23 protein-coding genes and 2 pseudogenes are annotated in these 25,502 nt (G+C 70.1%); 16 read left to right on the plus strand and 9 right to left on the minus strand.

The annotated features are described in order from the left end of the window. Positions 1-402 precede the first annotated feature (402 nt). The 4 genes and pseudogenes from RMT89_RS25405 (at position 403) to RMT89_RS25420 (ending at position 2,986) form a co-directional block, all read left to right on the plus strand. Positions 403-900 (plus strand): hypothetical protein, encoded by a 498-nt coding sequence (locus tag RMT89_RS25405; protein WP_315886107.1) that lies wholly within the window; start codon positions 403-405, stop codon positions 898-900. A 33-nt stretch (positions 901-933) separates the two neighbouring features. Beyond that, a complete protein-coding gene (locus RMT89_RS25410) occupies positions 934-1,290 on the plus strand; it encodes a hypothetical protein (RefSeq protein WP_315886108.1) in 357 nt (118 codons plus the stop codon). A 155-nt stretch (positions 1,291-1,445) separates the two neighbouring features. After that, a complete protein-coding gene (locus RMT89_RS25415) occupies positions 1,446-1,730 on the plus strand; it encodes a helix-turn-helix domain-containing protein (RefSeq protein ID WP_315886148.1) in 285 nt (94 codons plus the stop codon). A gap of 246 nt (positions 1,731-1,976) precedes the next feature. After that, positions 1,977-2,986: pseudogene (locus RMT89_RS25420) on the plus strand (IS5 family transposase). On the opposite strand, the gene RMT89_RS25425 reads toward RMT89_RS25420, so the two are convergent. Together RMT89_RS25425 and RMT89_RS25430 are read right to left on the minus strand one after the other, a co-directional pair. Next, positions 2,983-3,933 (minus strand): M28 family metallopeptidase, encoded by a 951-nt coding sequence (locus RMT89_RS25425; protein WP_315886109.1) that lies wholly within the window; start codon positions 3,931-3,933, stop codon positions 2,983-2,985. The pseudogene RMT89_RS25420 and the gene RMT89_RS25425 overlap by 4 nt on opposite strands. 138 nt (positions 3,934-4,071) lie before the next feature. Then, positions 4,072-4,554: a VOC family protein gene (locus RMT89_RS25430; RefSeq protein WP_315886110.1), complete on the minus strand. Its 483-nt coding sequence runs from the start codon at positions 4,552-4,554 to the stop codon at positions 4,072-4,074. A 224-nt stretch (positions 4,555-4,778) separates the two neighbouring features. Here RMT89_RS25430 and RMT89_RS46055 point away from each other — a divergent pair. Next, a pseudogene (locus RMT89_RS46055) lies at positions 4,779-5,228 on the plus strand (MFS transporter); the annotation flags it as partial. A gap of 164 nt (positions 5,229-5,392) precedes the next feature. On the opposite strand, the gene rarD reads toward RMT89_RS46055, so the two are convergent. Continuing rightward, complete coding sequence (gene rarD, locus RMT89_RS25440) at positions 5,393-6,343, minus strand: EamA family transporter RarD (protein ID WP_399498483.1); 951 nt, start codon at positions 6,341-6,343, stop codon at positions 5,393-5,395. A gap of 166 nt (positions 6,344-6,509) precedes the next feature. Continuing rightward, positions 6,510-7,364: an SDR family oxidoreductase gene (locus RMT89_RS25445; RefSeq protein ID WP_315886112.1), complete on the minus strand. Its 855-nt coding sequence runs from the start codon at positions 7,362-7,364 to the stop codon at positions 6,510-6,512. A 91-nt stretch (positions 7,365-7,455) separates the two neighbouring features. Here RMT89_RS25445 and RMT89_RS25450 point away from each other — a divergent pair, with 91 nt between their 5' ends. Further along, complete coding sequence (locus RMT89_RS25450; protein WP_315886113.1) at positions 7,456-7,866, plus strand: helix-turn-helix domain-containing protein; 411 nt, start codon at positions 7,456-7,458, stop codon at positions 7,864-7,866. A gap of 52 nt (positions 7,867-7,918) precedes the next feature. Here RMT89_RS25450 and RMT89_RS25455 read toward each other — a convergent pair whose 3' ends face one another. From RMT89_RS25455 to RMT89_RS25475, 5 genes are all read right to left on the minus strand, one after another. Then, positions 7,919-8,998, minus strand: a complete 1,080-nt coding sequence (locus RMT89_RS25455; RefSeq protein ID WP_315886114.1) for a 2-oxoacid:ferredoxin oxidoreductase subunit beta — start codon at positions 8,996-8,998, stop codon at positions 7,919-7,921. Next, a complete protein-coding gene (locus RMT89_RS25460; RefSeq protein ID WP_315886115.1) occupies positions 8,991-10,919 on the minus strand; it encodes a 2-oxoacid:acceptor oxidoreductase subunit alpha in 1,929 nt (642 codons plus the stop codon). Before RMT89_RS25460 ends, RMT89_RS25455 begins: the two co-directional genes overlap by 8 nt. 256 nt (positions 10,920-11,175) lie before the next feature. Continuing rightward, positions 11,176-11,835, minus strand: a complete 660-nt coding sequence (locus RMT89_RS25465) for a response regulator transcription factor (protein WP_315886149.1) — start codon at positions 11,833-11,835, stop codon at positions 11,176-11,178. Between the two features lie 232 nt (positions 11,836-12,067). Further along, positions 12,068-13,405, minus strand: coding sequence for a sensor domain-containing protein (locus RMT89_RS25470; RefSeq protein ID WP_315886116.1), 1,338 nt, complete (start codon positions 13,403-13,405; stop codon positions 12,068-12,070). Positions 13,406-13,517: 112 nt separating this feature from the next. Continuing rightward, positions 13,518-14,726, minus strand: coding sequence for a sensor domain-containing protein (locus RMT89_RS25475; RefSeq protein WP_315886117.1), 1,209 nt, complete (start codon positions 14,724-14,726; stop codon positions 13,518-13,520). 269 nt (positions 14,727-14,995) lie between these two features. On the opposite strand from RMT89_RS25475, the gene RMT89_RS25480 reads away from it, so the two are divergent. From RMT89_RS25480 to RMT89_RS25525, 10 genes are read left to right on the plus strand one after another with little or no spacing between them, the layout of a single operon-like run. Next, positions 14,996-15,415, plus strand: a complete 420-nt coding sequence (locus RMT89_RS25480) for an NADH-quinone oxidoreductase subunit A (protein ID WP_315886118.1) — start codon at positions 14,996-14,998, stop codon at positions 15,413-15,415. Further along, on the plus strand, positions 15,406-16,209 hold the full coding sequence (locus RMT89_RS25485; RefSeq protein WP_315886119.1) for an NADH-quinone oxidoreductase subunit B family protein: 804 nt from the start codon (positions 15,406-15,408) through the stop codon (positions 16,207-16,209). Before RMT89_RS25480 ends, RMT89_RS25485 begins: the two co-directional genes overlap by 10 nt. Beyond that, positions 16,206-17,828: an NADH-quinone oxidoreductase subunit C gene (locus RMT89_RS25490; RefSeq protein ID WP_315886120.1), complete on the plus strand. Its 1,623-nt coding sequence runs from the start codon at positions 16,206-16,208 to the stop codon at positions 17,826-17,828. Before RMT89_RS25485 ends, RMT89_RS25490 begins: the two co-directional genes overlap by 4 nt. Beyond that, on the plus strand, positions 17,825-18,793 hold the full coding sequence (locus tag RMT89_RS25495) for a complex I subunit 1 family protein (RefSeq protein WP_315886121.1): 969 nt from the start codon (positions 17,825-17,827) through the stop codon (positions 18,791-18,793). Before RMT89_RS25490 ends, RMT89_RS25495 begins: the two co-directional genes overlap by 4 nt. Next, positions 18,793-19,344, plus strand: coding sequence for an NADH-quinone oxidoreductase subunit I (locus RMT89_RS25500; protein WP_315886122.1), 552 nt, complete (start codon positions 18,793-18,795; stop codon positions 19,342-19,344). The genes RMT89_RS25495 and RMT89_RS25500 overlap by 1 nt, the downstream gene beginning before the upstream one ends. Beyond that, on the plus strand, positions 19,344-19,985 hold the full coding sequence (locus RMT89_RS25505) for an NADH-quinone oxidoreductase subunit J (protein ID WP_315886150.1): 642 nt from the start codon (positions 19,344-19,346) through the stop codon (positions 19,983-19,985). Before RMT89_RS25500 ends, RMT89_RS25505 begins: the two co-directional genes overlap by 1 nt. After that, the gene (gene nuoK, locus RMT89_RS25510) at positions 19,985-20,377 is read left to right on the plus strand and encodes an NADH-quinone oxidoreductase subunit NuoK (RefSeq protein WP_315886123.1); all 393 of its coding nucleotides are present in this window, start codon (positions 19,985-19,987) and stop codon (positions 20,375-20,377) included. The genes RMT89_RS25505 and nuoK overlap by 1 nt, the downstream gene beginning before the upstream one ends. Next, on the plus strand, positions 20,374-22,368 hold the full coding sequence (locus RMT89_RS25515; protein WP_315886124.1) for an NADH-quinone oxidoreductase subunit L: 1,995 nt from the start codon (positions 20,374-20,376) through the stop codon (positions 22,366-22,368). The genes nuoK and RMT89_RS25515 overlap by 4 nt, the downstream gene beginning before the upstream one ends. A gap of 6 nt (positions 22,369-22,374) precedes the next feature. Continuing rightward, on the plus strand, positions 22,375-23,949 hold the full coding sequence (locus tag RMT89_RS25520; RefSeq protein WP_315886125.1) for an NADH-quinone oxidoreductase subunit M: 1,575 nt from the start codon (positions 22,375-22,377) through the stop codon (positions 23,947-23,949). Next, the gene (locus RMT89_RS25525) at positions 23,946-25,469 is read left to right on the plus strand and encodes an NADH-quinone oxidoreductase subunit N (RefSeq protein WP_315886126.1); all 1,524 of its coding nucleotides are present in this window, start codon (positions 23,946-23,948) and stop codon (positions 25,467-25,469) included. The genes RMT89_RS25520 and RMT89_RS25525 overlap by 4 nt, the downstream gene beginning before the upstream one ends. Positions 25,470-25,502: the final 33 nt, after the last annotated feature.

Genomic DNA, 25,502 nt, shown 5'->3' on the forward strand with positions numbered 1-25,502 from the left:
ATGCTGGGTTGCGCTGATGCGAAGGTGCCGCACTCTGCTCCCAGTAGTCCGCGGTTGTACGAGGCGCTGCTCGACGCAGCGGTGGGGCGGCTGGTCGCTCACGTAGGGCGGTTCCGCCCTGAGATCGTGGTCATCGATGACGCGTTCGGCGGCCTGACGGGCGGTGTGACAGGTAGGGCACTCTCCGTCCGTGTCCGGGCCGCGGCAGTTTCTGATGAAGATGCACGAACAGGGAGATGGGCTCCTGGTCAGGGCGGTGATCATCCGCATAGGCAAAGGGTTTGTAAACGCGCGCCGGAGAGTGTCAGGGTTCGTAACCGATCACCGTCACCTCCGTGACCTGGAGGTGCAGCACCAACTACAGGGGAATTAATGCGCACTACTGTCATGCGCCGTATATCTTTGGCTGGCATCGCTGCTGTCACCAGCACGGCCCTGCTCGCCACCGCGGCTCCCGCCGCCATGGCCGCCGACAGCTCCCGCACCGAGACCGTCCGCCTCGCCGCCGCGAGCGAATCGACGGCGCCGGCTCTCACCGCGGAGCAGCGGAAGTTCATCGAGGACGAGATGGGCTCAGAGGCCCTCGCTGAGATCTCGAAGGCCATGAGTCAGGAAGCCGCCGGCGGGACCGGGCGTCAGACCCGGGCCTTCCCCATCGCGGCAGTCGCCATCGGGGCCGCGGCGTGGTGCGCCAGGGGGGCTCTGGCCAGCATTCCCACGTCGGTGCTCAGCGACATCGCGGCCGGCAAGGCCTCCAGCAAGAAGACGTACGTGCGGAACGCCATCATCGGCTGCCTCGGGGGCGAGATCGGTGGTTGGGCCTGGAAGGTTCTGCCGGGCTGGGTGAAGAACAAGGCCGTCAACCTGGTCATCGCCTTCATCATCAAGTACGTCCGCTAGGGTCGCCCGGCACGACGAGACCTCGAGGTACCCATGGCCTATATGTTCATTTTCGGCTGCTTCTGCGTGCTGGGTGTCGTCAGCATGCTGGCGGCACGTGTCGGATACCGGGGCGAGGTCTGCAACAAGTCCATCGGATACGACGTCCCGGCGGAGGTGAAGTCCGATCCCGCGCTCCGGAAGCGGGCCAATCAGTTGGTGGCTTTCTGGTGCACCGGCGCCGCGGTGCTCAGCGTGGCACCGCTCGTGCCGATCGGCAGCGTCATCCTGAGCGGCGGCGGTAAGTCGGTCTCCACCTGGGGGCTGGTTGTCTTCGCGCTCTACGGTATGGCTGTGGTGATCGTGGGGGCCTACCCGTTCGAGAAGATCAAGCATCTCGGCGGCGACTGAACAGCAGCGCCAACGCCGTGACCAGCCCTCGGGGACGCACACAATCCGTCCCCGAGGGTTTCGTCGCGTTCATGCCTCCGTCATGCCTTCCATTACTGATCCGAAACAGTATGTGTTCTGGGTCGTTGGTCCCTGCGTGAGTGAACTGGTGGGGGATGCAGGGCAGTTGTCGCCCGTCGGCACAGGAGGCCATTCGGCTGCGGGCGGTAGCGGCGTTGGTGGCGGGACGGGCTTGCGAGGAAGTCGCGGACGTGTTCCAGGTCTCGCTCAAGGCGGTGGACAACTGGTGGGCGAAGTGGCTGGCAGGAGGGCGTGAGTCGCTCGTGGCTCAGCCGCGTGGACGGCGTCCGGGCGAGCATCAGGGATGGCGTCCCGCCGGGTGGTGTAGCCGATCAACGGACCGGAACTCGCAGGTCACGCCGGGTACTTCGACCGGCTGAGGCACTCCCCGCGCCTGACCGGGCCACTTCGCGTGCCGCGCCAACGGAGAGATCATCGCGAGCCAGGTACCGGAAGGCGAAGCGCATGATCGCTTACACCACCTCGCGGGACGCGACCGCATCAGGTTCTCGATGCGGTCGAGCAGCAGGCGGTCCGGCAGGCCGTGCTGGATCACCGCCTAGGTCCTGTCTGGAGTTCGGTAGATCGCCTGCGCGCGAGGACTCGGTCTTGATAGGCCGTCAGGCATGGCGCGAGGCGATCTCACCGATGAGCAGTGGGCCCTGATCGAGCCCCATCTCCCGATTGCCGCAGTTGGGCCCATACCTGACCTGTGGAAACACTTCAACGCGGTGATGTGGAGGTTCCGGACCGGTAGCCCCTGGCGTGACCTGCCGACCGAGTCCGGGCCCTGGCAGAGCGCGTACGACCGCTTCCGGATCTGGGCGACGCGGGGTGTTTTCCAGGACCTGATGCACACAGTGATCGCCGAGGCCGCCGCCCGTGGCCAGGCCGACTTGGGCCTGGTCAGCGTGGACTCTGCGACCGCCCGGGCCCACCATCACGCCGCCGGGATGGCCCTGGACCCCGAGCAGTTGGCAGCATTGGAGATGGCCGTCGAGGCCGAAAAGGGGGCGAGGGCAAGGAGCAAAGAACGCAGGACGGACAGGCCGAGGATGAGGCGCGCGTCGAGCGGCGACGGGTCCGCCGACGACACCGGGCCCGCTTGAAAGCCGCCGGGCTGGGGCGTTCCCGGGGCGGATTGACGAGCAAGATCCATGTGGCGGCTGACCGATGCTGTCGCCCGCTTGCGTTCGTCCTCACGCCCGGGCAGGCCGGCGACAGTCCGCAGTTCGCCCCGGTTCTGGAACGGGTGAAGGTGCGCGGCCCGATCGGGCGCCCGCGGACCCGGCCGGATGCGGTGGCCGCGGACAAGGCGTACTCGTCCCGACGCAACCGCCGCTACCTGCGATGACGCGGTATCCGAGCCGTGATCCCGGAGAAGATCGACCAGGCCGCGAACCGCAAGAAGCGTGGCAGCTCCGGCGGTCGGCCAGTCTCACACGACGCGACACTCTACAAAGAGCGCAACACCGTGGAACGGTGCATCAACCGGCTGCGGAACTGGCGCGGTATCGCTACCCGGTACGACAAGACCCCGGAGAGCTACGAGGCCGGACTGCACCTGTGTGGTGCGATGCTCTGGCTCCGCAGCATCGCACCACATGATCCGAACTCCAGACAGGACCTAGTCTAGGAGGACAGGTCCCACACCGCGTATGCGAGCGCGTCACTGTTCCGGTTCAGCGCCGTGTCGTTGATGCTGGACGTGGTGTCGCAGGACGAGTGGTAGCAGCGGTCGAAGGCCTGCCCCGCCGTGCCGCCCCACTTGGCCGCCTGTGCCGAGGTCTTGGCACGGCTGGCGCCGGTGAAGAGCCCGCCGACCGGTACGCCCGCGCTCTTGAAGGGCGCGTGGTCGGAACGCCCGTCGCCCTCGGTCTCGATCTCCGTCGGGACACCGATGCCCGTGAAGTAGTCCTTGAAGGTCTTCTCGATCGCCGGATCGTCGTCGTAGACGAAGTAGCCGGGGTTCGGCGAGCCGATCATGTCGAAGTTCAGATAGCCGCTGATCTTCGCGCGGTTCACCGACGACAGGTTGTTGACGTAGTAGCGGGAGCCGACGAGCCCCAGCTCCTCCGCGCCCCACCAGGCGAACCGCAGATGCTTGGTGGGCTGGAGGTTCGCGCGGGACACGGCGAGCGCGGTCTCCAGGACGGCGGCCGAGCCGGAGCCGTTGTCGTTGATGCCGGCACCGGAGCTCACGCCGTCGAGGTGCGAGCCGGCCATCAGGACCTGGTTGGGGTCGCCGCCGGGCCAGTCCGCGATCAGGTTGTAGCCGGTGCGGCCGGAGGCGGTGAACTGCTGGACGGTGGTGGTGAATCCGGCGGCGTCGAGCTTGGCCTTCACGAAGTCGAGGGAGGCCTTGTGACCGGCGCGGCCGTGCGCGCGGTTGCCGCCGTTGGCGGTGGCGATGGACTGCAGCTGGGTCAGATGGGCCTTGACGTTGGCCACGGGGATGTCGGGCGCGGCGGCCACCGCGGACTGCGAGGCGGGGGCCGCCCCGGCTATGGATCCGCCGAGCAGGAGAGTGACGGACGCGACGACGGCGGTGGCCGTGAGGCGCCCTGGAACCGAGAGCTTCATGTGGGGGGCTCCGAATTCCTTGGGAATCACAGGGATTCCACAGCGAATGAGGTGCCCAGATGGTGAAGCTGGGACTAACTCTCCGTCAAGAGCGGTATCAGGACAGCGATGTTCGTTTACCGGGCGGCCACCCCACACTCACTGCACGCAGAACTCGTTCCCCTCCGGATCCGTCATCACGACCCACTGCCCGGACGGCTCCTTCACCTCCCGCTGCACACTCGCGCCGAGCCCTCTCAGCCGCTCGACCTCGGCCTCCCGCTGCCCCTCGGTCGCGTGCAGATCGAGATGGAGCCGGTTCTTGACGGTCTTGTCCTCCGGCACCCGCTGGAACAGCAGCCGCCGCCCGAGCCCGGTCCCGCTTTCCTGGTCGTACGGGTCCTCGGGGTGCCGTACGGCCACCAGGTCCCGGAAGGCGAGGCGGGCGTGGAACTCGACGGCGGCCTCGCGCGGCAGCGCGCCGAGCTCCAGCAGCCGCTCGATGAGGGCGTTGTTGTCCTCGACCTCGTAGTGCAGCGCGGCGGCCCAGAAGTCCGCCTGCGACTGCGGGTTGGCGCAGTCGATGACGAGCTTCCAGTGCAGCGGCGCGGGTGCTGATGCGGATTCAGATGGCTGCGTCATGAGGTCACTTATAGCGGCTGCCACTGACAAAAGCCGCTGACCTCGACCAACGCGCCTAAGCCGGCTCCGACTCCCGCTTGTCGTACGCCTTCCGCGCCTGGGCGATCTCCTGCTGGTGCTGCTCGGTCCACGAATCATGGAGTGTGGTCATGGGCACCCGCGCCTGGGCGCTGCTCTTCGTCCTCTGTGGAACGATCTTCCTGGAGGGCATCGACGTGGCCATGATGGCCGTCGCGATCCCGTCGATCAGAGCCGATCTGGGGCTGACCACCGGCACCGCGGCCTGGGTCATGAGCGCCTACGTCCTCGGATACGCCGGGTTCACCCTGCTCGGCGGCCGGGCCGCCGACCTGCTGGGCCGGCGCCGGATGTTCCTGCTCTGGCTCACCGTCTTCCTGGGCTTCTCCGGCCTCGGCGGTTTCGCCACCGAGGGCTGGATGCTGGTCCTCGCCCGCTTCGTCACCGGCGTCTCGGCCGCCTTCATGACCCCGGCCGCGCTCTCCCTGATCACCACGGAGTACGAGGAGGGCCCGCGCCGCGACAAGGCCCTGCTGATCTTCGCCGGTACGGCCGCCGGCGGCTTCTCCTTCGGCCTGGTGGCCGGTGGACTGCTCACCCGGCTCGGCTGGCGCTGGGTCTTCTTCGCGCCGGTCCTGCTGACCGCCGCGCTGCTGCTCGCGGCCGTGCGCCCGGTGCCCCGGCAGGACGGTCCCTGCGAGCGCGGACGGGGCGCGGCGACGGACGGGGTCGCCGAGGAGGAGCAGGGGCTGGCGAGCGGGCTGCTGCACACGGCGACCCAGTTCGGCTCCGCGATCGGCATCTCGGCGGTGACGGCCGTCTACGGCCTGGCGTCCACCGGATCGGGACCCGAGGACACACTGTCCGCGTTCCGTACGGCGCTGGTGGTGCCGGTCGTGATGGTGGCGCTGGGCCTGCTGGTCTCGGCCCTCAGCGCACGGGCGGAGCGGCGCGCGGAGCGCCAGGCGTCGGCGGTCAGCAGCGTCAGGGCCAGCCAGACCAGCGCGAACCCTGCCCAGCGCTCGGCGGGCATCGCCTCGCGGAAGTAGAGGATGCCGAGCAGGAACTGGAAGACGGGCGCCAGGTACTGCAGCAGCCCCAGCGTGGACAGCGGCACGCGGATGGCCGCCGCCCCGAAGCAGACCAGCGGCAGGGCGGTGACGAGGCCGGTGGTGGCGAGGAGGACCGCGTGCCCGGGGCCCTCGGTGGCGAAGGTGGAGCCGCCGTCGGCCGTCAGCCACAGCAGATAGGCCAGCGCGGGCAGGAACTGGATGGCGGTCTCGGCGGCCAGCGATTCGAGGCCGCCGAGGCCCACCTTCTTCTTCACCAGACCGTAGGTGGCGAAGGAGAAGGCGAGGACGAGCGAGAGCCACGGCGGCCGTCCGTAGCCGATCGTGAGGACCAGGACGGCGGCGAAGCCGACACCCACCGCCGCCCACTGCACGGGCCGCAGCCGCTCCTTCAGGAGCAGCACGCCCATCGCGATGGTGACCAGCGGGTTGATGAAGTAGCCCAGCGAGGCCTCGACCACCCGGTCGTTGTTCACGGCCCAGATGTAGGCGCCCCAGTTGACGGCGATGACGGCCGAGGCGACCGCGATGAGCGCGAGTCGGCGCGGTTGGCGCAGCAGCTCACCGGCCCACTTCCAGCGCCGTACGACCAGCAGGGCCACGGCGACCGCGACGAGGGACCACACCATGCGGTGGGCCAGCACCTCAAAGGGCTCGGCGGGCTTCAGCAGCGGGAAGAACAGGGGGAACAGCCCCCACATCCCGTAAGCCGCGAAGCCGTTCAGCAAACCTATGTGCCGCTCGCCCTTCGGCTTCCCGCTCACGGGCCCTCCTTCTGGTCGTACTCGCCTGGAAGAAGGTAGCGCCGATCACCCCGGCCTGTCATGCCCGTATCGCCATACGGTCATGACAGGCCCGGGACGGCCGTCAGCCCTTGATCGCGGCGGCGATGGCCTCGGAGAACGGCGTGGTCGGACGGCCCGCGAGACGGGACAGGTCGCCGGAGGAGACCACCAGCTCGCCCTTGGCTATGGAGGCGTCGACGCCGACGAGGATGTCGGCGAACGGCGCCGGCATCCCGGTGCCGCCGAGGATGCCCTTCATGGCCTCCGCGGAGACGGCGTTGTAGGCGATCTCCCTGCCGGTCTGCCGGCTGAGCTCGGCCGCGTACTCGGCGAAGCTCCACGCCTCGTCGCCGCCCAGCTCGTACGTCTTGTTCTCGTGCCCCTCACCGGTCAGTACGGCGACGGCGGCCGCGGCGTAGTCGGCGCGCGAGGCGGAGGAGACCCGGCCCTCACCTGCGGCGGCCACGACGGCGCTGTGCTCCAGGGTGGGGGCGAGGTTCTCGGTGTAGTTCTCGTGGTACCAGCCGTTGCGCAGCAGAACGTAGGGCACACCGGAGCCGGTGAGCGCCTCCTCGGTGCCGCGGTGGTCGTCGGCGAGCGCGGCGGTCAGGCCCCCGGGGGCGCTGGTGTAGGCGAGCAGGGCGACACCGGCGGTTTTCGCGGCCTCGATGACGACCTTGTGCTGGCCGACGCGGCCCTTGTCGAACTCGTTGCCGGAGACCAGCAGCACCTTGTCGCCGGCCGCGAACAGGCCGTCGAAGGTCTCGGGCGCGTTGTAGTCGGCGACCGCGATCCTGACGCCCTTGGCCGCGAAGTCCGCCACCTTCTCCGGGGTGCGGACGACGGCGGTGATCCGGTCGGCGGGAACCTTCTCCAGCAGCTGCTCCACGACGTGGCGGCCGAGACTTCCGGTGGCTCCGGTGACGACGATGCTCATGATTCTGCAACTCCTTGTGGGGTGGTCAGGCACTAACCCTAGGAGATGTACTAACTATTCGTAAGTACCCACTTTGAAGTAAGGTACTTGCATGGCAGTAAGTGTGGAGAGTCCGGCGACCGAGAAGGAATGGCAGCCCGACGGCGAGACGATGTGCCCGTACCGCCTGGTGCTGGAGCATGTGACGAGCCGCTGGGGCGTGCTGGTCCTGATCCATCTTCTGGAGCGCCCCCACCGCTTCAGCGAACTGCGCCGCGCGATCAGCGGCGTCCGTCCGGTCAGCGAGAAGATGCTGACCCAGACCCTCCAGACCCTGGAACGCGACGGCATGCTCCACCGCGACGCCAAGCCGGTGATCCCCCCGCGCGTCGACTACTCCCTGACCGACCTGGGCCGCGAGGCGGCGGAACAGGTGCGGGGGCTCGCCGAGTGGACGGCGAAGCGGATGGGCGCGGTGCAGGAGGCGCGGGAGGCGTACGACGCGGAGAAGGGGCGGGGCTGAACCAAAGGCCCGGGCACCCTCCGGTACCCGGGCCCTGGTGTCCGGCCGGCGGTCAGCCGACGACCGTCCAGGTGTCCCCGCCCGCCAGCAGCGCGGCCAGGTCGCCCTTGCCGTTCTGTTCGATGGCCGTGTCCAGCTGGTCGGCCATCTGGGTGTCGTAGACCGGGCGTTCGACGCTGCGGAAGACGCCGATCGGGGTGTGGTGGAGCGTGTCGGGGTCGGCGAGGCGGGAGAGGGCGAAGGCCGTGGTCGGCGACGCGCTGTGGGCGTCGTGCACCAGGACCTCGGATTGGTTCTCCGGCGTCACCGTCACGACCTTCAGGTCACCCGTCGCCCGGTCCCGGACCACGCCCCGGGCACCGTCGGTGCCGAAGCGGATCGGCTGCCCGTGCTCCAGCCGGATCACCGCCTCCTCCGCCTGCTGCTTGTCCTTCAGGACGTCGAAGGCGCCGTCGTTGAAGATGTTGCAGTTCTGGTAGATCTCCACCAGCGCGGTGCCGGGGTGGGCGGCCGCCTGGCGGAGCACCTCGGTGAGGTGCTTGCGGTCGGAGTCGACGGTCCGCGCGACGAAGGAGGCCTCCGCGCCGATCGCCAGCGACACCGGGTTGAAGGGCGCGTCCAGGGAGCCCATCGGCGTCGACTTCGTGATCTTCCCGACCTCGCTGGTCGGGCTGTACTGGCCCTTCGTCAGGCCGTAGATCCGGTTGTTGAACAGCAGGATCTTGAGGTTGACGTTCCGGCGCAGGGCGTGGATCAGGTGGTTGCCGCCGATCGACAGGGCGTCGCCGTCACCGGTCACCACCCACACGCTCAGATCCCGCCTGCTGGCCGCCAGACCCGTCGCGATCGCGGGCGCGCGGCCGTGGATCGAGTGCATTCCGTACGTGTTCATGTAGTACGGGAAACGCGAGGAGCAGCCGATCCCCGAGACGAACACGATGTTCTCCCGCGCCAGGCCGAGTTCGGGCATGAAGCCCTGCACCGCGGCCAGGATCGCGTAGTCACCGCAACCGGGGCACCAGCGCACTTCCTGATCGGACTTGAAGTCCTTCATGGACTGCCTGGCCTCGGCCTTGGGAACGAGTGAAAGCGCCTCGATCGTGCCCGTGCCTTCCCTGGACGTCTCAGCCATCGATGGCCTCCTTCAGAGCCGTTGCGAGCTGTTCGGCCTTGAACGGCATTCCGTTGACCTGGTTGTACGAGTGGGCGTCCACCAGGTACTTCGCCCGGATCAGCGTGGCGAGCTGACCGAGGTTCATCTCGGGGACGACGACGCGGTCGTACCGCCCCAGGACGTCACCGAGGTTCTTCGGGAAGGGGTTGAGGTGCCGCAGATGCGACTGCGCGATCTCATGTCCCGCGGTGCGCAGCCGGCGCACGGCCGCGGTGATCGGGCCGTAGGTCGAACCCCAGCCCAGGACCAGGGTTCTGGCGTCGTGCGGATCGTCGACCTCCAGCTCCGGTACGTCGATACCGTCGATCTTCGCCTGCCGGGTGCGGACCATGAAGTCATGGTTGGCGGGGGCGTAGGAGATGTTGCCGGTGCCGTCTTCCTTCTCGATCCCGCCGATGCGGTGCTCCAGACCCGGGGTGCCGGGCACGGCCCAGGGACGGGCGAGGGTCTGCGGGTCCCTCTTGTACGGCCAGAAGACCTCCGAGCCGTCCTCCAGGGTGTGGTTCGGACCCTGCGCGAACTGCACACGCAGATCCGGGAGTTCGTCCAGTTCCGGGATCCGCCACGGCTCGCTGCCGTTCGCCAGGTAGCCGTCGGAGAGCAGGAACACCGGGGTGCGGTACGTCAGCGCGATCCGGGCCGCCTCCAGCGCCGCGTCGAAGCAGTCGGCCGGCGTGCACGGCGCGATCACCGGCACCGGTGCCTCGCCGTTGCGGCCGAACATCGCCTGCAACAGGTCCGCCTGCTCGGTCTTGGTCGGCAGACCGGTCGAAGGGCCGCCGCGCTGGATGTCCACCACCAGCAGCGGCAGCTCCAGCGAGACGGCGAGCCCGATCGTCTCGCTCTTCAGCGCCACCCCGGGCCCGGAGGTCGTGGTCACCGCGAGCGAACCGCCGAACGCCGCCCCCAGCGCCGCCCCGATCCCCGCGATCTCGTCCTCCGCCTGGAAGGTCCGCACACCGAAGTTCTTGTGCTTGCTGAGCTCATGCAGGATGTCGGAGGCCGGGGTGATGGGGTACGACCCCAGGAACAGCGGCAGATCCGCCTGCCGGGAGGCCGCGACCAGGCCGTACGACAGGGCGAGGTTCCCGGAGATGTTCCGGTAGGTGCCGACGGGGAAGGCCTTGGCGGCCGGGGCGACCTCGTAGGAGACCGCGAAGTCCTCGGTCGTCTCGCCGAAGTTCCAACCCGCCCGGAACGCCGCGATGTTCGCCGCCGCGATCTCGGGCTTCTTCGCGAACTTCGACTTCAGGAACTTCTCCGTGCCCTCGGTGGGCCGGTGGTACATCCACGACAAGAGGCCGAGCGCGAACATGTTCTTGCTGCGCTCGGCCTCTTTGCGGCTGAGGTCGAATTCCTTGAGGGCTTCCACCGTCAGCGTCGTCAGCGGCACCGGATGCAGGTGGTAGCCGTCCAGCGAGCCGTCCTCCAGGGGAGAGCTGTCGTAGCCCACCTTCTGCATGGCCCGTTTTGTGAACTCGTCCGTGTTCACGATGATCTCCGCGCCGCGCGGCAGATCCTGCACGTTCGCCTTCAGCGCCGCCGGGTTCATCGCGACCAGCACGTTCGGCGCGTCGCCCGGCGTGAGGATGTCATGGTCGGCGAAGTGCAGCTGGAAGGAGGAGACGCCGGGCAGGGTGCCGGCGGGGGCGCGAATTTCGGCAGGGAAGTTCGGCAGCGTCGACAGGTCGTTGCCGAAGGACGCCGTTTCCGAGGTGAAGCGGTCACCGGTGAGCTGCATACCGTCACCCGAGTCCCCCGCGAACCGAATGATCACCCGGTCCAGCCGGCGTACGTCCTTCGCCGCCGCCGGTTTGCGCTGCTCTCCCAGTACTGCTTCGTCGGCCTGCTCCGCTGGGCTACTGACCTGGCTGGTCACTGAACTGGACCTCCTTCGAGGCGGCTGTCGGGGACAGGCCTTCCCGCAGGCCCTCCCACAGGATCAACCCTACGTCCGTAAAGGTCGCCTTCCCGGGGCCATTCGCATGATGGACACGGTTTTGAGACGCTTCGCCACCCTGACTTGTCATGATTTACACGCCCCCCGGCGCTTCCTGTGAAGACGCTCCCCGCTCGTTGTGTGGTTCTCCCGCCCGGCGGCGGCCGCCGGCTCTGGCTGACACGGTGTCAGGTCGTCACGAGTTCAGATAGGTGAGCACCGCGAGAACACGCCGGTGATCCCCGTCACTCTGGGACAGCCCGAGCTTCAGGAAGATATTGCTGACGTGCTTCTCCACGGCCCCGTCGCTCACCACCAGCTGCCGCGCGATGGCGGAGTTGGTCCGCCCCTCGGCCATCAGCCCCAGGACCTCCCGCTCCCGCGGGGTGAGCCCCGCGAGCACATCCTGCTTACGGCTGCGCCCGAGCAGCTGCGCCACCACCTCCGGATCGAGGGCCGTGCCCCCCTCGGCCACCCGCACCACCGCGTCCACGAACTCCCGCACCTCGGCCACCCGGTCCTTGAGCAGGTATCCGACCCCCCGACTGGAACCGGCCAGCAGTTCGGTGGCGTAGCGCTCCTCCACATACTGTGACAACACGAGCACCCCGAGTCCCGGATGCGCCTTGCGCAGCTGTACGGCGGCCCGCACGCCCTCGTCGGTGTGCGTCGGCGGCATCCGTACGTCCGCGACGACGACGTCCGGCAGCGCACCCTGCCCGTCGAGCTCCGTGATGGTCTTGATCAGTGCTTCTCCGTCACCGACGCCGGCGACGACCTCGTGCCCACGGTCGGTCAGCAACCGGGTCAGGCCCTCCCTGAGCAGCACTGAATCCTCGGCGATGACGACCCGCACCCTGTCCTCCACGACGTTCGGCCCCCCGAGCCTGTTGCGTCCGGCCGGTTGTCTCCGGCCTGGTCCCACGGCTCCTCAGTATCGCGCGATCGGCCGGTCCTCACCGGGCCTGTGGACAACCCGGCCTGCTGTTCTCCGATCCCGCGGCCGGGAGGGGCTGGTTTCCGGCCGCGTGCACATGCAGACGCGTCCGCCTCCGGGGGTCCGGAGGCGGACGTAGGGGATGCGCGTTTTACACGGCCCGCCAGGGCAGCTCCGCCGTGATCCGGGTGGGTCCGCCCACCGGGGAGTCCACCACCAGGATCCCGTCCACCGCGTCCAGGCGTTCGGCGAGACCCGCCAGACCCGACCCGGCGGAGGTGTCCGCGCCGCCGACGCCGTTGTCCACGACCTGGAGCATCAGCCGGTTCTCCACCCGCCACACGTCCACGCCCGCCCAGGTGGCCCGCGCGTGCTTGCTGATGTTCTGCAGCAGCTCGGAGACGGTGAAGTAGGCGATCCCCTCGATCGCCGGCACCGGCCGCCGGGTCAGATCGACCTGGACCTCGACCGGGACGGTGCAGCGGAAGGCCACCGAGGAGAGCGCGGCGTCCAGGCCCCGGTCGGTCAGTACGGCCGGGTGGATGCCGCGGGCCAGATCGCGCAGCTCCTGCAGCGCCGTCTTCACCTCGCCGTGGGCCTCGTCCACCATGCGGGCCGCGGCCTGCGGATCCTCCGCCAGCTTCTCCTTCGCGAGCCCCAGATCCATGGCCAGCGCCACCAGCCGGGCCTGCGCGCCGTCGTGCAGATCGCGCTCGATGCGCCGCAGGTCGGCGGCGGCCGTGTCGACCACGACCCCGCGGTCCGACTCCAGCTCCACCACGCGCGTGGCCAGCCGCGACGGCCCGAGCAGCCCGTGCACCAGCAGCCGGTCCACCATCGTCAGCGCCCGCACGATCCACGGCGTCGCCAGCGTGAAGAGCAGCCCCACCAGCGCCGTCACGGTGATCTCGAACGCGTTGTCGAGGTAGATACGGTGCGTCTCGTCGCCGTAGAGCTGGACGCCGCCCTGGCCGCCGTACAGCGGGAAGAGCCAGAACCACAGGGGGTACGTCAGCAGGGTCCAGCCGATGGCCCAGGAGTTCACCGCGACCACGAAGGAGAAGACCGCCCACGGCAGGTGCAGCACCGCGTACAGCAGGGAGCGCCAGGAGGTGCCGCTCTTGAGGACGGCGCCCATCCAGGCCATGAAGCCCTGCTTGCGCATCCGCAGCGGCTCCGGGTCGGCGACCTCCAGATCCAGCAGCCCACGCGCGCGTGCCCGCTCCAGCGCCCCGAACCCGCGGCAGCCGGCCAGGCCCGCCGCCAGCACCGGGATCCCGAGGAACGTCACCAGCAGTCCCGCCCCCAGCGACACCATGGTGACGGCATAGGTGAAGAGCAGGATGCTGATCGGCAGGCTCAGCAGGACATAGCCGAGCTCGCGCCAGTGGCGTGCCTCGAACGGTGCCCGCAGCCCGGCGGGCAGCCGGTGTTCGCGCTCACTCTCGGGGAAACCGAGCCCGTAACCCTGTCCGTACTCCGTGGCCATCGGCGTCGTCCGTTTCTGCTCGTGCCGCTGCGTGTCTGCGCTACCTCCACCCTCCTGGGGCGCAGGTCGGCGGGCCATGGAGTTCGTCGGCGTCTTGGACGGGGGGTTTTCCCTACCCCTGCTCCACCACCCGGTCGCGCCACGGCAGCTCCGCCGTCACCGTGGTCGGGCCGCCCTGCGGGGAGTCGATGACGAACAGCCCGTCCACGGCGCCGAGCCGGTCCGCGAGGCCGCGCATCCCCGTACCGCCGTCCAGCCGCGCGCCCCCGCGCCCGTCGTCCCACACCTGGAGCAGCAGCCGGTCGTTCGCCCGCCACACCTCGACCGAGGCGCTCCGGGCCGCGCTGTGCTTGCTGATGTTCTGCAGCAGCTCCGAGACGGTGAAGTAGGCGATGCCCTCGATGGCCGCGGCCGGTCGCGCGTCGAGATCGACGGTCACCTTCACCGGAACCGTGCACCGCGAGGCCACCGACGACAGCGCCGCATCGAGGCCCCGGTCGGTCAGCACCGCCGGATGGATCCCGCGCGCGAGATCCCGCAGCTCCTGCAGTGCGAGCTTCACCTCGCCGTGCGCCTCAGCGATCATCGCGGAGGCGAAGTCCGGGTCCTCCAGGAGCTTCTCCTTGGCCAGACCGAGCCCCATCGCCAGATTGACCAGCCGGGCCTGCGCGCCGTCGTGCAGATCGCGCTCGATGCGCCGCAGATCGGCGGCCGCCGTGTCGACCACCACCCCTCGGTCGGACTCCAGTTCGGCGATACGACGCTCCAGCTCGTCGGAGGGCGACAACAGCCCCCGCACCATCGCCCGGTCCGCGTTCGCCAGGCCCCGCGCGATGAACGGCAGCACCGGCCACAGCACGAACAGCGAAGTCAGCGTGATGGTGAAGGTGAGAATGCCCCAGGGCAGCCGGATGAAGTCGTACAGCACCGTGCGCCAGCCCACCGGGTCCTTCAGCATCAGCCACAGCTGTGCGAAGAAACCGTTCCGATTGCCGCGCAGCCTGAGCGGGCTCGGCTCGTCCACCCGCACCCCGAGCAGCGCCCGGGCCCGCTTCCGCTCCAGCTTGCCCAGCTGCCGGGCGCCCATCAGCCCCGCCGCCAGCAGCGGGAAGCCGACCACTGTCACCGTCAGCCCGACTCCGGAGAACAGCATCGTCACGACATAGACGAATCCGAACAGCGACATCGGGAGGTTCGCCAGAAGATGCGCGATCTCCTTCCAGGTGTGCCGGTCGTAGGCGAAACGGGCCGGCGGCGGCCGGTCGTCGTCGGCTGCTTCGGCACGGCGGGCGCGGTTCGGGGAGGGGTGGCGTTCGGTCATATGGGCTAGCGTGCCGGTCGAGCGGCGCTCGCGCCATGAGGCGGACCGCCGCGCTCCCCGGGGGAAAACCCCACCTGCGCTCCACAAGCCATGACAGGCCGCTTACGCTCGCTTTAGCAGGGCCTAGACTCCCGTGCGTATAGATCGTCGAACTAGATCGTCGAACTAGATCGTCGAACTAGATCGTCGAACTAGATCGTCGAACTAGATCGTCGAACTTGGATCGTCGAACGGCTGTGTTCACTGAGGTCAGGGAGCGAGGGACGGACGTGCCGGAAACGACCGTCGTCGTCGCGGCGGACAAGGGTGTCGTCGTCTCGGCGGAATACTTCCAGTCCTACTCGGTCGTCGGACTGCTCGCCGCGGTCGGCGTGCTGTTCGTCGCGGTCGCCTTCGGCGCCGGGCGCCTGCTGCGGCCCGTGGTGCCGACGCCCGAGAAACTGCTGACGTACGAGTGCGGCGTCGACCCCGTCGGCGAGGGCTGGGCCCACACCCAGGTCCGCTACTACGTCTATGCCTTTCTGTACGTGATCTTCGCTGTCGACTCGATCTTCCTGTTCCCCTGGGCGACGGTCTTCGCCGCGCCCGGCTACGGCGCCACCACCCTCGTCGAGATGTTCATCTTCCTCGGCTTCCTGGCCGTGGGTCTGCTGTACGCATACAAGAAGGGCGTCCTGGCATGGACGTGACCCCCTCCTCTTCCGAGCCCGTGCTGCTGCCGGAGCCGAAGCGGCTGGGCGCGCTGGCCCGCCTCGCGCCCGAGCCGATGAAGGTGGTCCTGAACTGGGGCCGCCGCTACTCGCTCTGGGTCTTCAACTTCGGCCTCGCCTGCTGCGCGATCGAGTTCATCGCGGCGTCGATGGCCCGCCACGACTTCATCCGGCTCGGCGTGATCCCCTTCGCGCCGGGCCCGCGCCAGGCCGACCTGATGGTCGTCTCCGGCACGGTCACCGACAAGATGGCTCCCGCGGTCAAGCGCCTGTACGAGCAGATGCCCGAGCCGAAGTACGTCATCTCCTTCGGCGCGTGCAGCAACTGCGGCGGCCCCTACTGGGACTCGTACGCGGTCACCAAGGGCGTCGACCAGATCATCCCGGTGGACGTCTACGTACCGGGCTGCCCGCCCCGCCCCGAGGCGTTGCTCCAGGGGATCCTGAAACTCCAGGAGAAGATCGCCCGGGAGTCGCTGGGGGAGCGGTACGGCGTGGCGCGTCCTTCGGCGGCGGCTTTGCGGAGTGGGTTGGTGAAGGGGCCGGAGTCGGGGGCCGGGTCGGGCGCGGGGTCGACTGTGGCTTCGGCTTCGGCTTCGGCGGATGGGTTGGCGGCGGCTGGTTCTGAATCGGGTTCGGAGTCCGGGTCGGGTTCGGGCTCCGGGTCTGCGGCTGGCTCTGATTCGGTCAACGGATCGACTGCGGGCCCTGGTTCCCGGTCGGCGGCGGAATCTGGATCGGGCGCGGCATCCGACACGGGGGAGGAGAGATGAGCACGGTCGGCTGGCTGCCCGCCCCCGTCGAGGAGCTCTTCGGCGCGGAGTCCACTGCCGAGGAGTCCTACGAGGTCCTGACCGTCGACGTCCCGCCGGCGTCCTGGACCGCGGCGCTGCGTACGGCACGTGACGAGCTGGGCTGCACGTACTTCGACTGGCTGAGCGCGGTCGACGAACCCGGCACGGGCTTCCGGGTCGCCGCCCACCTGGCCGCCCTGGGCCCGGTACGCCGGCTGCTGCTGCGCACGACGGTGCCGCACGAGGCTCCGGTACTGGAGTCCGCGATCACGGTCTACGCGGGCGCGGCCTGGCACGAACGCGAGACGCACGAGATGTTCGGCGTCACCTTCGAAGGCCACCCGGCACTGGACCACCTCCTCCTCCCGGAGACCTTCGAGGGCCACCCCCTGCGCAAGGACTTCGTCCTGGCCGCCCGCGTCGCCAAGGCCTGGCCCGGCGCGAAGGAACCGGGCGAGTCCGAACACGGCGGCCCCAAGCGCCGCCAGATGCTCCCGCCCGGCGTCCCCGACCCGAACGAGTGGGGCCCGCTGAAGGGCCAGCTTCCGCCTGCCCCGGCCCGCCCGGCACGGGGCGCGGGCCGCGCGGCGGGCGAGCGTCCGGCGCGCGCCGCAGCCGCGGGGGACCGGCCCGTACGGCGTGCCCGGTCGGCCCCGGAAGGCTCGGCGAGCCAGGCGGCGGCGACCGGTGTGACGGCGCCTGCGGCGGAGGGCGCCCCGGCGGCGACCCCGCCGCGCCGAACGCGCAGCGCGAGCGAGGGCTCGGCGAGCCAGGCGGCGGCGACCGGTGTGACGGCGCCTGCGGCGGAGGGTGCCCCGGCGGCGACCCCGCCGCGCCGAACGCGCAGCGCGAGCGAGGGCTCGGCGAGCCAGCAGGCGGATACGACGGCGGCCGGGACGCCCGGTCCGGCCGGAACGCCCGCCCCGGGTGCCAGCGCCGCACGCCGCTCCCGCACCGTGAGCGAGGGCTCCGCGTCCCAGCGCACCCAGCCCCCGGCGGCCGAGGACACACCGCCCGAGCCGCCGAGGACCCCGCGCAGCACGGACGCCCCCTGGCACCACGCCCGCCCGGCCTTCGAGGAACCGGCCCCGACGGAGCCGACGCCGACGGGTGAGCAGGCGGCGATGGACGAGCCGGCGCCCACGGAGGAGGCAGCGCCGACGGGTGAGCCGACGGCGACCGACGAGCCGGCGCCGATGGAAGAGCTGGCGCCGACGGACGAGCCGACGCCGACGGGTGAGCCGGTGGCGACGGGCGAGCCGACCCCGACGGACGAGCCGACCCCGACGGACGAGCCGACCCCGACCGACAGGCCGACGCCCACCAATGCCCCGCCCTCCTCCATGGAAGAGCTGGCGCCGACGGACGAGCCGGAGCCGACGGGCGAGCCGGTGGCGACGGGCGAGCCGACCCCGACCGACAGGCCGACACCCACCAATGCCCCGCCCTCCTCCGAGGAGCCCCCGCAGCCCGCCCCCGAGGAGACCCCGGCGCCCCCTGAGGACCCCCCCGAGGACACCGCCGTACCCACCGAAGCCACCGAAGACCCCGCCGAACCCCCCGAAGACCCGAAGAACCCCGCTGGAGGCCCGCAGTGAACGACGCGCTCGACGTCACCCTGCGACTCCTCGTCGTGTTCGTCGTCTTCCTCACCTTCCCCTTGCTGATCGGCCAGACCGAGCACAAGGTGATGGCCCACATGCAGGGCCGCCTCGGCCCCATGTACGCCGGCGGCTTCCACGGCTGGGCCCAACTCGTCGCCGACGGCGTGAAGTTCGCGCAGAAGGAGGACGTGGTACCGGCGGGCGCGGACCGCCGTATCTTCCAGCTCGCCCCCGCCGTAGCCCTGCTGCCGTACCTCCTCGTCCTCCTCGCCATCCCGATCGGCCCCGGCGAGGGTGCCGTCGGCGAGGTCATCGACGCGGGCGTCTTCTTCGTCCTGGCCGTGATGGGCGTGGGCGTCCTCGGCGCGCTGATGGCCGGCTGGGCCTCCGCCAACAAGTTCTCCCTCCTCGGCGGCCTGCGCACCGCCGCCCAGCTCCTCGCCTACGAACTCCCGATGCTCCTCGCCGCCGCCTCCGTCGCCATGGCGGCCGGCACGGTCTCCCTCCCCGGCATCCTCGACGCCTTCGAGTGGTGGTGGCTGCCCTGGCAGATCGTCGGCGCGATCGTCTTCTTCGTGGCCGGCCTCGCCGAACTCCAGCGCCCGCCCTTCGACATGCCGGTCGCCGACTCGGAGATCATCTTCGGCGCGTACACCGAGTACACGGGCCTGCGTTTCGCCCTGTTCCTCCTCGCCGAGTACGCCGGAATCGTCGTCCTGTGCGGACTGACCACCGTCCTCTTCCTGGGCGGCTGGCACGGCCCCTGGGGCGCGGACGGGCTCGGCTGGGTCTGGACCCTGCTGAAGACCGCCCTCCTCGCCTTCGTCGTGATCTGGCTGCGCGTGACCTACCCCAGGCTGCGCGAGGACCAGCTCCAGAAGCTCTCCTGGACCCTCCTCGTCCCCCTCGCCCTCGCCCAGATCGCCCTCACCGGCATCGTCAAGGTGGTGATCGAGTAATGGCCCCCATCCCCGGCTCCGGCCTCGCCAAGGGCCTGGCCGTCACCCTCCGCACGATGACGAAGAAGTCCGTCACCGCGCAGTACCCGGACACCCAGCCCCACCTCCCGCCCCGCACCCGCGGAGTGATCGGCCTGTTCGAGGAGAACTGCACGGTCTGCATGCTGTGCGCCCGTGAGTGCCCCGACTGGTGCATCTACATCGACTCCCACAAGGAGACGATCCCGGCGGCGGCCCCCGGCGGCCGCGAACGCAGCCGCAACGTCCTCGACCGCTTCGCCATCGACTTCTCGCTCTGCATGTACTGCGGTATCTGCATCGAGGTCTGTCCTTTCGACGCCCTGTTCTGGTCCCCGGAGTTCGAGTACGCCGAGACCGACATCCGCGATCTCACCCACGAGCGCGACAAGCTCCGCGAGTGGATGTGGACCGTGCCGGCCCCGCCCGCCCTCGACCCCGCCGCCGAGGAGCCCAAGGAGATCGCCGCGGCCCGCAAGGCCGCGGAGAAGCTCGCCGCCGCCCAGGCCGAACCCGAGGAGGGACAGGCGTGATGCTCGCCGCGGACGCCCACGGCTTCCTCTCCCCGACCGGCGTCGAGATCGCCTTCCTCCTCGTCGGCCTGGCCACCTTCGGCGCGGCCCTGGTCTCCGTCACCACCCGGCAGCTGGTGCACGCCGCGCTGTGGCTCGTGGTCACCCTCGGCGGCCTCGCCGTCGAGTACCTCCTGCTCACCGCCGAGTTCATCGCCTGGGTGCAGGTCCTCATCTACGTCGGTTCCGTCGTCGTCCTCCTTCTGTTCGGTCTGATGCTCACCCGCGCCCCCATCGGCCGCTCCCCGGACGCCGACTCCGGCAACCGCTGGGCCGCCCTCGCGGTGGCCGTCACCGCCGCGGCGGCCCTGATCTGGGTGGTCGTCGACGCCTTCCGCACCACCTGGATCGACCTCGACGGCGCCCCCGCCGGCTCCACCGAGGTCACCGGCAAGGCCCTCTTCCAGAACTGGGTCCTCCCCTTCGAGGCCCTCTCCGTCCTCCTCCTCGCCGCCCTGGTCGGGGCGATCGTCCTGTCCCGCAAGGCGAAGGCCGACGCCACGCCCGCGGCCGCCGGGGGAGCCGCCGGGCCGGAGGGCGGGGGAGCCGCCGGACCGGATGGCGGGGGAGCCGCCAAGGCCGACAAGGAAGGCGCCCGCTGATGCACCTCGCCTATCCCGCCGTGCTCTCCGCCCTCCTGTTCTGCACGGGCCTGTACGGCGTCCTCGCCCGCCGCAACGCGATCCTGGTCCTGATGTCCGTCGAGCTGATGCTCAACGCCGTCAACCTCAACCTGGTCGCCTTCGACGTCTGGCTCAGCCGGGCCGCCGAGGAGACCCTGCACTCCGGCCAGGCCCTGACCCTGTTCACCATCGCCATCGCCGCCGCCGAGATCGGCATCGGCCTGGCGATCGTCCTCGCCGTCTACCGCAACCGCGGTACCTCGGACATCGACAAGCTCCGCGACACCGCCGAAGGCCACGAGAGCGAGGCGCCCGCCGACGAGTCGCCCGTCGACGAGCAGGCCGACGAGAAGGCTGAGGCCACCGCGTGACCACGACCACCCTCGCCGTCCTCGTCCCCCTCCTTCCGTTCCTGGGCGCCGCCGCCGGCCTGCTCCTCGGCCGCACGGCACCCGGTTACGTCCGCCCGCTCGCCATCCTGCCGACGCTCACCTCCCTCGTCCTCGCGGTGCTGGTCGCCGTCGACCAGGGCGGCGGCCAGGCCATCAACGCCGCCACCGAGCTCACGCCCACCGGCTCGGTCCCGATCGAACTCGCCCTGTACATCGACGGCTTCGCCGCCCTCGTCGCCGTCCTGGTCGGGCTCGTCGCCTCCTGCGTGCAGATCTACTCGACCGGCTATCTGCGCGACGACCCGCGCTACCCGTCGTACGCCGCTCTCGTCTCCCTGTTCACCTCCGCGATGCTGCTCGTCGTCTACTCCGGCGACCTGATGGTGCTGCTGGTCGGCTGGGAGATCATGGGCATCTGCTCGTACTTCCTGGTCGGCCACTACTGGGAGACCCCGGAGGCCCGCGCCGCCTCCCTCAAGGCCTTCCTGGTGACCAAGCTCGGTGACGTCCCCTTCCTCATCGGCCTGTTCGCGCTGGCCACCGACGCCGGGTCCTTCCGCATCACGAAGATCCTCGGCACCGTCGCGAGCGGCGGCCTCGACCACCCCACGCTGATCGCCCTGCTGCTCCTCGCGGGCGTGGCCGGCAAGTCGGCGCAGTTCCCGCTGCACACCTGGCTTCCCGACGCGATGGCGGGCCCGACCCCCGTCTCCGCGCTGATCCACGCCGCGACGATGGTCGCCGCCGGTATCTACTTCGTCGCCCGTCTCCTTCCGGTCTTCGAGGCCTCCCAGGCCGCGATGGTCGTCCTGGCCGTCATGGCCGCCGTCACGATGGCCGGCTCGGCCCTCGCCGCACTCGCCCAGGACGACATCAAGCGCGTCCTCGCCTACTCGACGATCGGCCAGCTCGGCTACATGACCGGCGCCCTCGCCGTCGCCGACCGCGGCGCCGCCGTCTTCCACCTCCTGTCCCACGGCGCCTTCAAGGCGCTGCTCTTCCTCGCGGCCGGCGTGATCATCCACGCCGCCGGCACCAACTCGCTGGCCGCCATGTCCCGTATGAAGGACCTGCGTGCCCGGGTCCCCGACGCCTACTGGACGATGACCGTGGCACTCCTCGCCCTCGCCGCGATCCCGCCGTTCAGTGGCTTCTTCTCCAAGGAGTCCGTCCTCGGCGCCGCCGAGCGGGCCTCCACCGGCCACACCGAGCACGCCCCCGGCGCCGCGGGCTGGATCGTCCTGGTCGCCGCCCTGCTCACGGCCCTGCTCACCGCCGCGTACGCGACGCGCCTGTGGCTGCTGGCCTTCCGGGGCCACGGAGCCGAGGCTCCGGACCACGGACGGCAGCCGCTCACCATGACCGGGGTGCTGTGGGTGCTGGCCGTGCCTTCGCTCGCCTTCGGCGGGTTCGCCTACGGAACGCTGCCCGACTGGTTCGACGGCCGTGACCTCGCCCCGACCCTGACCACCTCGGTCCTCGGCACCGGCGTGGCCCTGGTCGGCGGCATCGTCACCTACGCGGCCTGGCGGCACACCACCGCCCACGCGGCCCGCGTCCCGCTGGGTGCGGTCGCGGCCCACCCCGAGGGCGACGCAGCGCTGGTCGAAGCCGAGGCCATCGCCACCCACGCGCCCGCCTACGGAGACGTCGCCTCGGCGCCCGACCCGGCGGACCCGGGCCGCCTCCTGCTCGGCCCGCTGCACCGGCACGCGGCCGTCGGCTTCCACCTGGACGCGGTGTACACGGCTCTCTTCGTCCGCCCGGTCCAGGCCGGCGCGAGTCTCGTCCGGTTCCTCGACCGTGAGGTCGTCGACACCTACGTACGCGGCGCGGGCGCCCTACCTCGCTGGCTGGGCATCGCCGTACGGCGCGCCCAGACCGGCAATGTGCAGACCTATGTGAGCGCGCTGCTCGCCGGAACCGTCGTCCTGGCGGTCGCCGCCGTCCTCGTCGCCATGGGAGCGTGAGCAGGCGTGATCGATATCAACGAGTCCGTGATGCAGTTCCTTCTGGCGTTCGTCGTCGTCGGCCCGCTTCTCGGCGCCGCCGCCGCTCTCCTGCCGGCCCCGCCCGGGCTGAAGGGGAAGTCGCCCGAGCAGGCGGTGCTGCGGCACGGGATGACCGTCACCGGCGCGGTCCTCATCGCCGCGATCGTCCTCGCGCTCGGCTTCGACCACGACCAGCCGTCGAAGATGCAGGCCACGACGGACATCAGCTGGATCCCCGCACTCGACGTGCGCATCCACCTCGGCATCGACGGCATCTCCCTCCCCCTTCTGGTCCTGACCGCGCTGCTGACCTTCCTGTGCGCGCTCTACTCGTACTTCAAGATGCCCGCGGGCCCGACCCCGAAGGCGTTCGTCGCACTGCTGCTCGTCCTGGAGTCCGGCACCCTCGCCACCTTCGCCGTCCTCGACCTGCTGCTGTTCTTCCTCGCTTTCGAGATGGTCCTGATCCCGATGTACTTCCTCATCGCCCGCTGGGGCGGCGAGGGGCGGACCCAGGCCGCCTGGAAGTTCATCCTCTACACGCTGCTCGGTTCGGTCGTCATGCTGCTCGGCCTGCTCCTGATCGGGATCAAGGCGGGCACATTCGACATGGTGGCACTCGCCACTGACAACGGCCGCTCGCTGACCACATCCGTGCAGGTCATCGCCGTTTTGTCGATCGGTCTCGGGCTCGCGGTCAAGACGCCGATGTGGCCCCTGCACAGCTGGCTGCCGGACGCGCACACCGCCGCTCCGACGGTCGGCTCGGTCCTGCTGGCCGGTGTCCTGCTGAAGATGGGTACGTACGGGTTCGTCCGGATTCTTCTTCCGATCACCCCCGACGGCTTCGCCGACTTCGCGCCCTACCTCGCCGCCTTCGCCGTCGTCGGCATCATCTACGGATCCCTGGCTTGCCTGGCCCTCGCCAAGCAGGGCGCGAAGGGCGACCTCAAGCGCCTCATCGCCTACTCCTCCGTCGGCCACATGGGCTTCGTCCTGCTCGGCATCGCCACGATGACCCCGACCGGCGTGAACGGCGCCCTGTTCGCCAACATCGCCCACGGCCTCATCACCGGCCTGCTCTTCTTCCTCGTCGGCGCGCTGAAGGACCGCACCGGCACCACCGACCTCGACACCCTCGCCGAGGAGACCGGAGCGGCGCTGTACGGCAAGGCCCCGCGCCTCGGCGGCCTGCTCGCCTTCGCCGCGGTCGCCTCCCTCGGCCTGCCGGGCCTCGCCGGATTCTGGGGCGAGATGCTCGCCCTGTTCGGCGCCTTCGAACCCGCCGACCAGCTCAGCCGCCCGGCGTTCCTCACCTTCATGGCGATCGGCGCGTTCGGCACCCTGCTCACCGCCGCCTACCTGCTGATCGTGGTCCGCCGGGTCTGCATGGGCGCCGTACCCCAGCAGGCACCGAGGCTGACCGACGTACAGACGTACGAATTCGCGGCCTGGACCCCGCTCGTCGCCCTCACCGTCATCGCCGGCCTGTGGCCGAAAACCCTCCTCGGCCTGACCGACCCGGCCGTCCAGCAGCTTCTCGCAGGAGGCACCCGATGAGCTCCCCGGCCCAGCCGTCGGCCGCGTCACTCGTCCAGGACGTCGACTGGCTCGCCATCGCGCCGCCCACCATCGCGGCCGTCGTCGGACTCGTCGTCCTCGTCGCCGACCTCTTCGTCGGCAAGGACAGGAAGGCGCTGCTCGGCTGGGCGTCGGTCGCGGGCCTCGCCGCCTCGACGCTGATGCTCCTGCCCCTCCTGGACGGCGACCGCTCCACGTTCTGCCTGACCGGAGCGCCCGACACCTGCAGTTACACCGCCGACCGCTTCACGCTCGTCCTGCAGCTCCTGGTCCTCGGCGGCGCCCTCCTGGCCGCCCTGCTGTCGGTCACCGCGCTGAAGGACGACGCCAAGCAACTCCCCGAGGGGGAGTTCTGGTTCCTGCTGCTCTCCTCCGCCGCGGGCGCCGCCCTCCTGCCCGCCTCCCGCGACCTCGCGACGCTCATCGTCGCCCTGGAAGTCGCCTCCCTGCCCGCCTTCGCCCTCGTCGGCCTCCGCCACGGCGACCGCAAGTCCTCCGAAGCCGCCCTGAAGTTCTTCCTGTCCTCGGTCACCGCGACCGCCGTCAGCCTCATGGGCATCAGCTTCGTGTACGCCTCCACCGGCAGCCTCTACCTCACCCAGATCGCCGAGCGCATCCAGAACGTCGACGGACAGCTCCACACCCTCGCCCAGACCGGCGTCGTCCTCACCCTCGTCGGCTTCGCCTTCAAGACAGCCGCCGTCCCCTTCCACTTCTGGGTCCCCGACACCTACGTGGGAGCCCCCCTCCCCGTCGCCGCCTACCTCTCGGTCGTCGGCAAGGCAGTCGGCTTCTCCGGCCTGATCCTGATCACGGTCATCGCGCTTCCCTCGTACGGCGACGTCTGGGGCCCGGCACTCGCCGCCCTGGCCGCTCTCACCATGACCGTCGGCAACGTCGGCGCCCTGCGTCAGCAGGCCACGCGCGCGTACAGCGCGGTACGTCTGCTCGCCTGGTCGTCCGTCGGCCAGGCCGGCTACCTCCTCGTACCGATCGCCGCCGCCGCGTACTCCGACGACGCCGAGCGCTCCATCGGCTCCACGCTCGCCTACGCCCTCATGTACGGCGCCGTGAACCTCGGCGCCTTCGCCGTGGCCGCACTGGTGGGCCGTACACGATCCCTCAACCGCCTTTCCGACTACCGAGGCCTGTACGCGCGGAATCCGGTCTCCGCCCTGGTCCTGGCCTTCTTCCTGCTCTGCCTCGCCGGACTGCCGCCGGGCATCATCGGCCTGTTCGCCAAGGTCACCGTGTTCTCGGCGGCCGTCGACGCCGGCCTGGGCTGGCTGGCCGTGGTCATGGCCGTCAACGTCGTGATCGCGTTGTTCTACTACCTCCAGTGGACGGCCCTGCTGTTCCGCGCCCCCGAGGGCGAGCCCGTCCGGCATGTCGTCCCCGTCCCCGTCACCGCGGCCATCTCCGTCACCGCGGTCCTGGCCGTCGTCCTGTCCGGCGCCCCCCAACTGGTCCTGCGCTTCGCCGACACCGGCCTCTTCTAGGCAGCTGGCGGCGGCACCCGTACGGCCCACCGG

Source organism: Streptomyces sp. P17 (assembly GCF_032436805.1).
Taxonomy (GTDB): domain Bacteria; phylum Actinomycetota; class Actinomycetes; order Streptomycetales; family Streptomycetaceae; genus Streptomyces.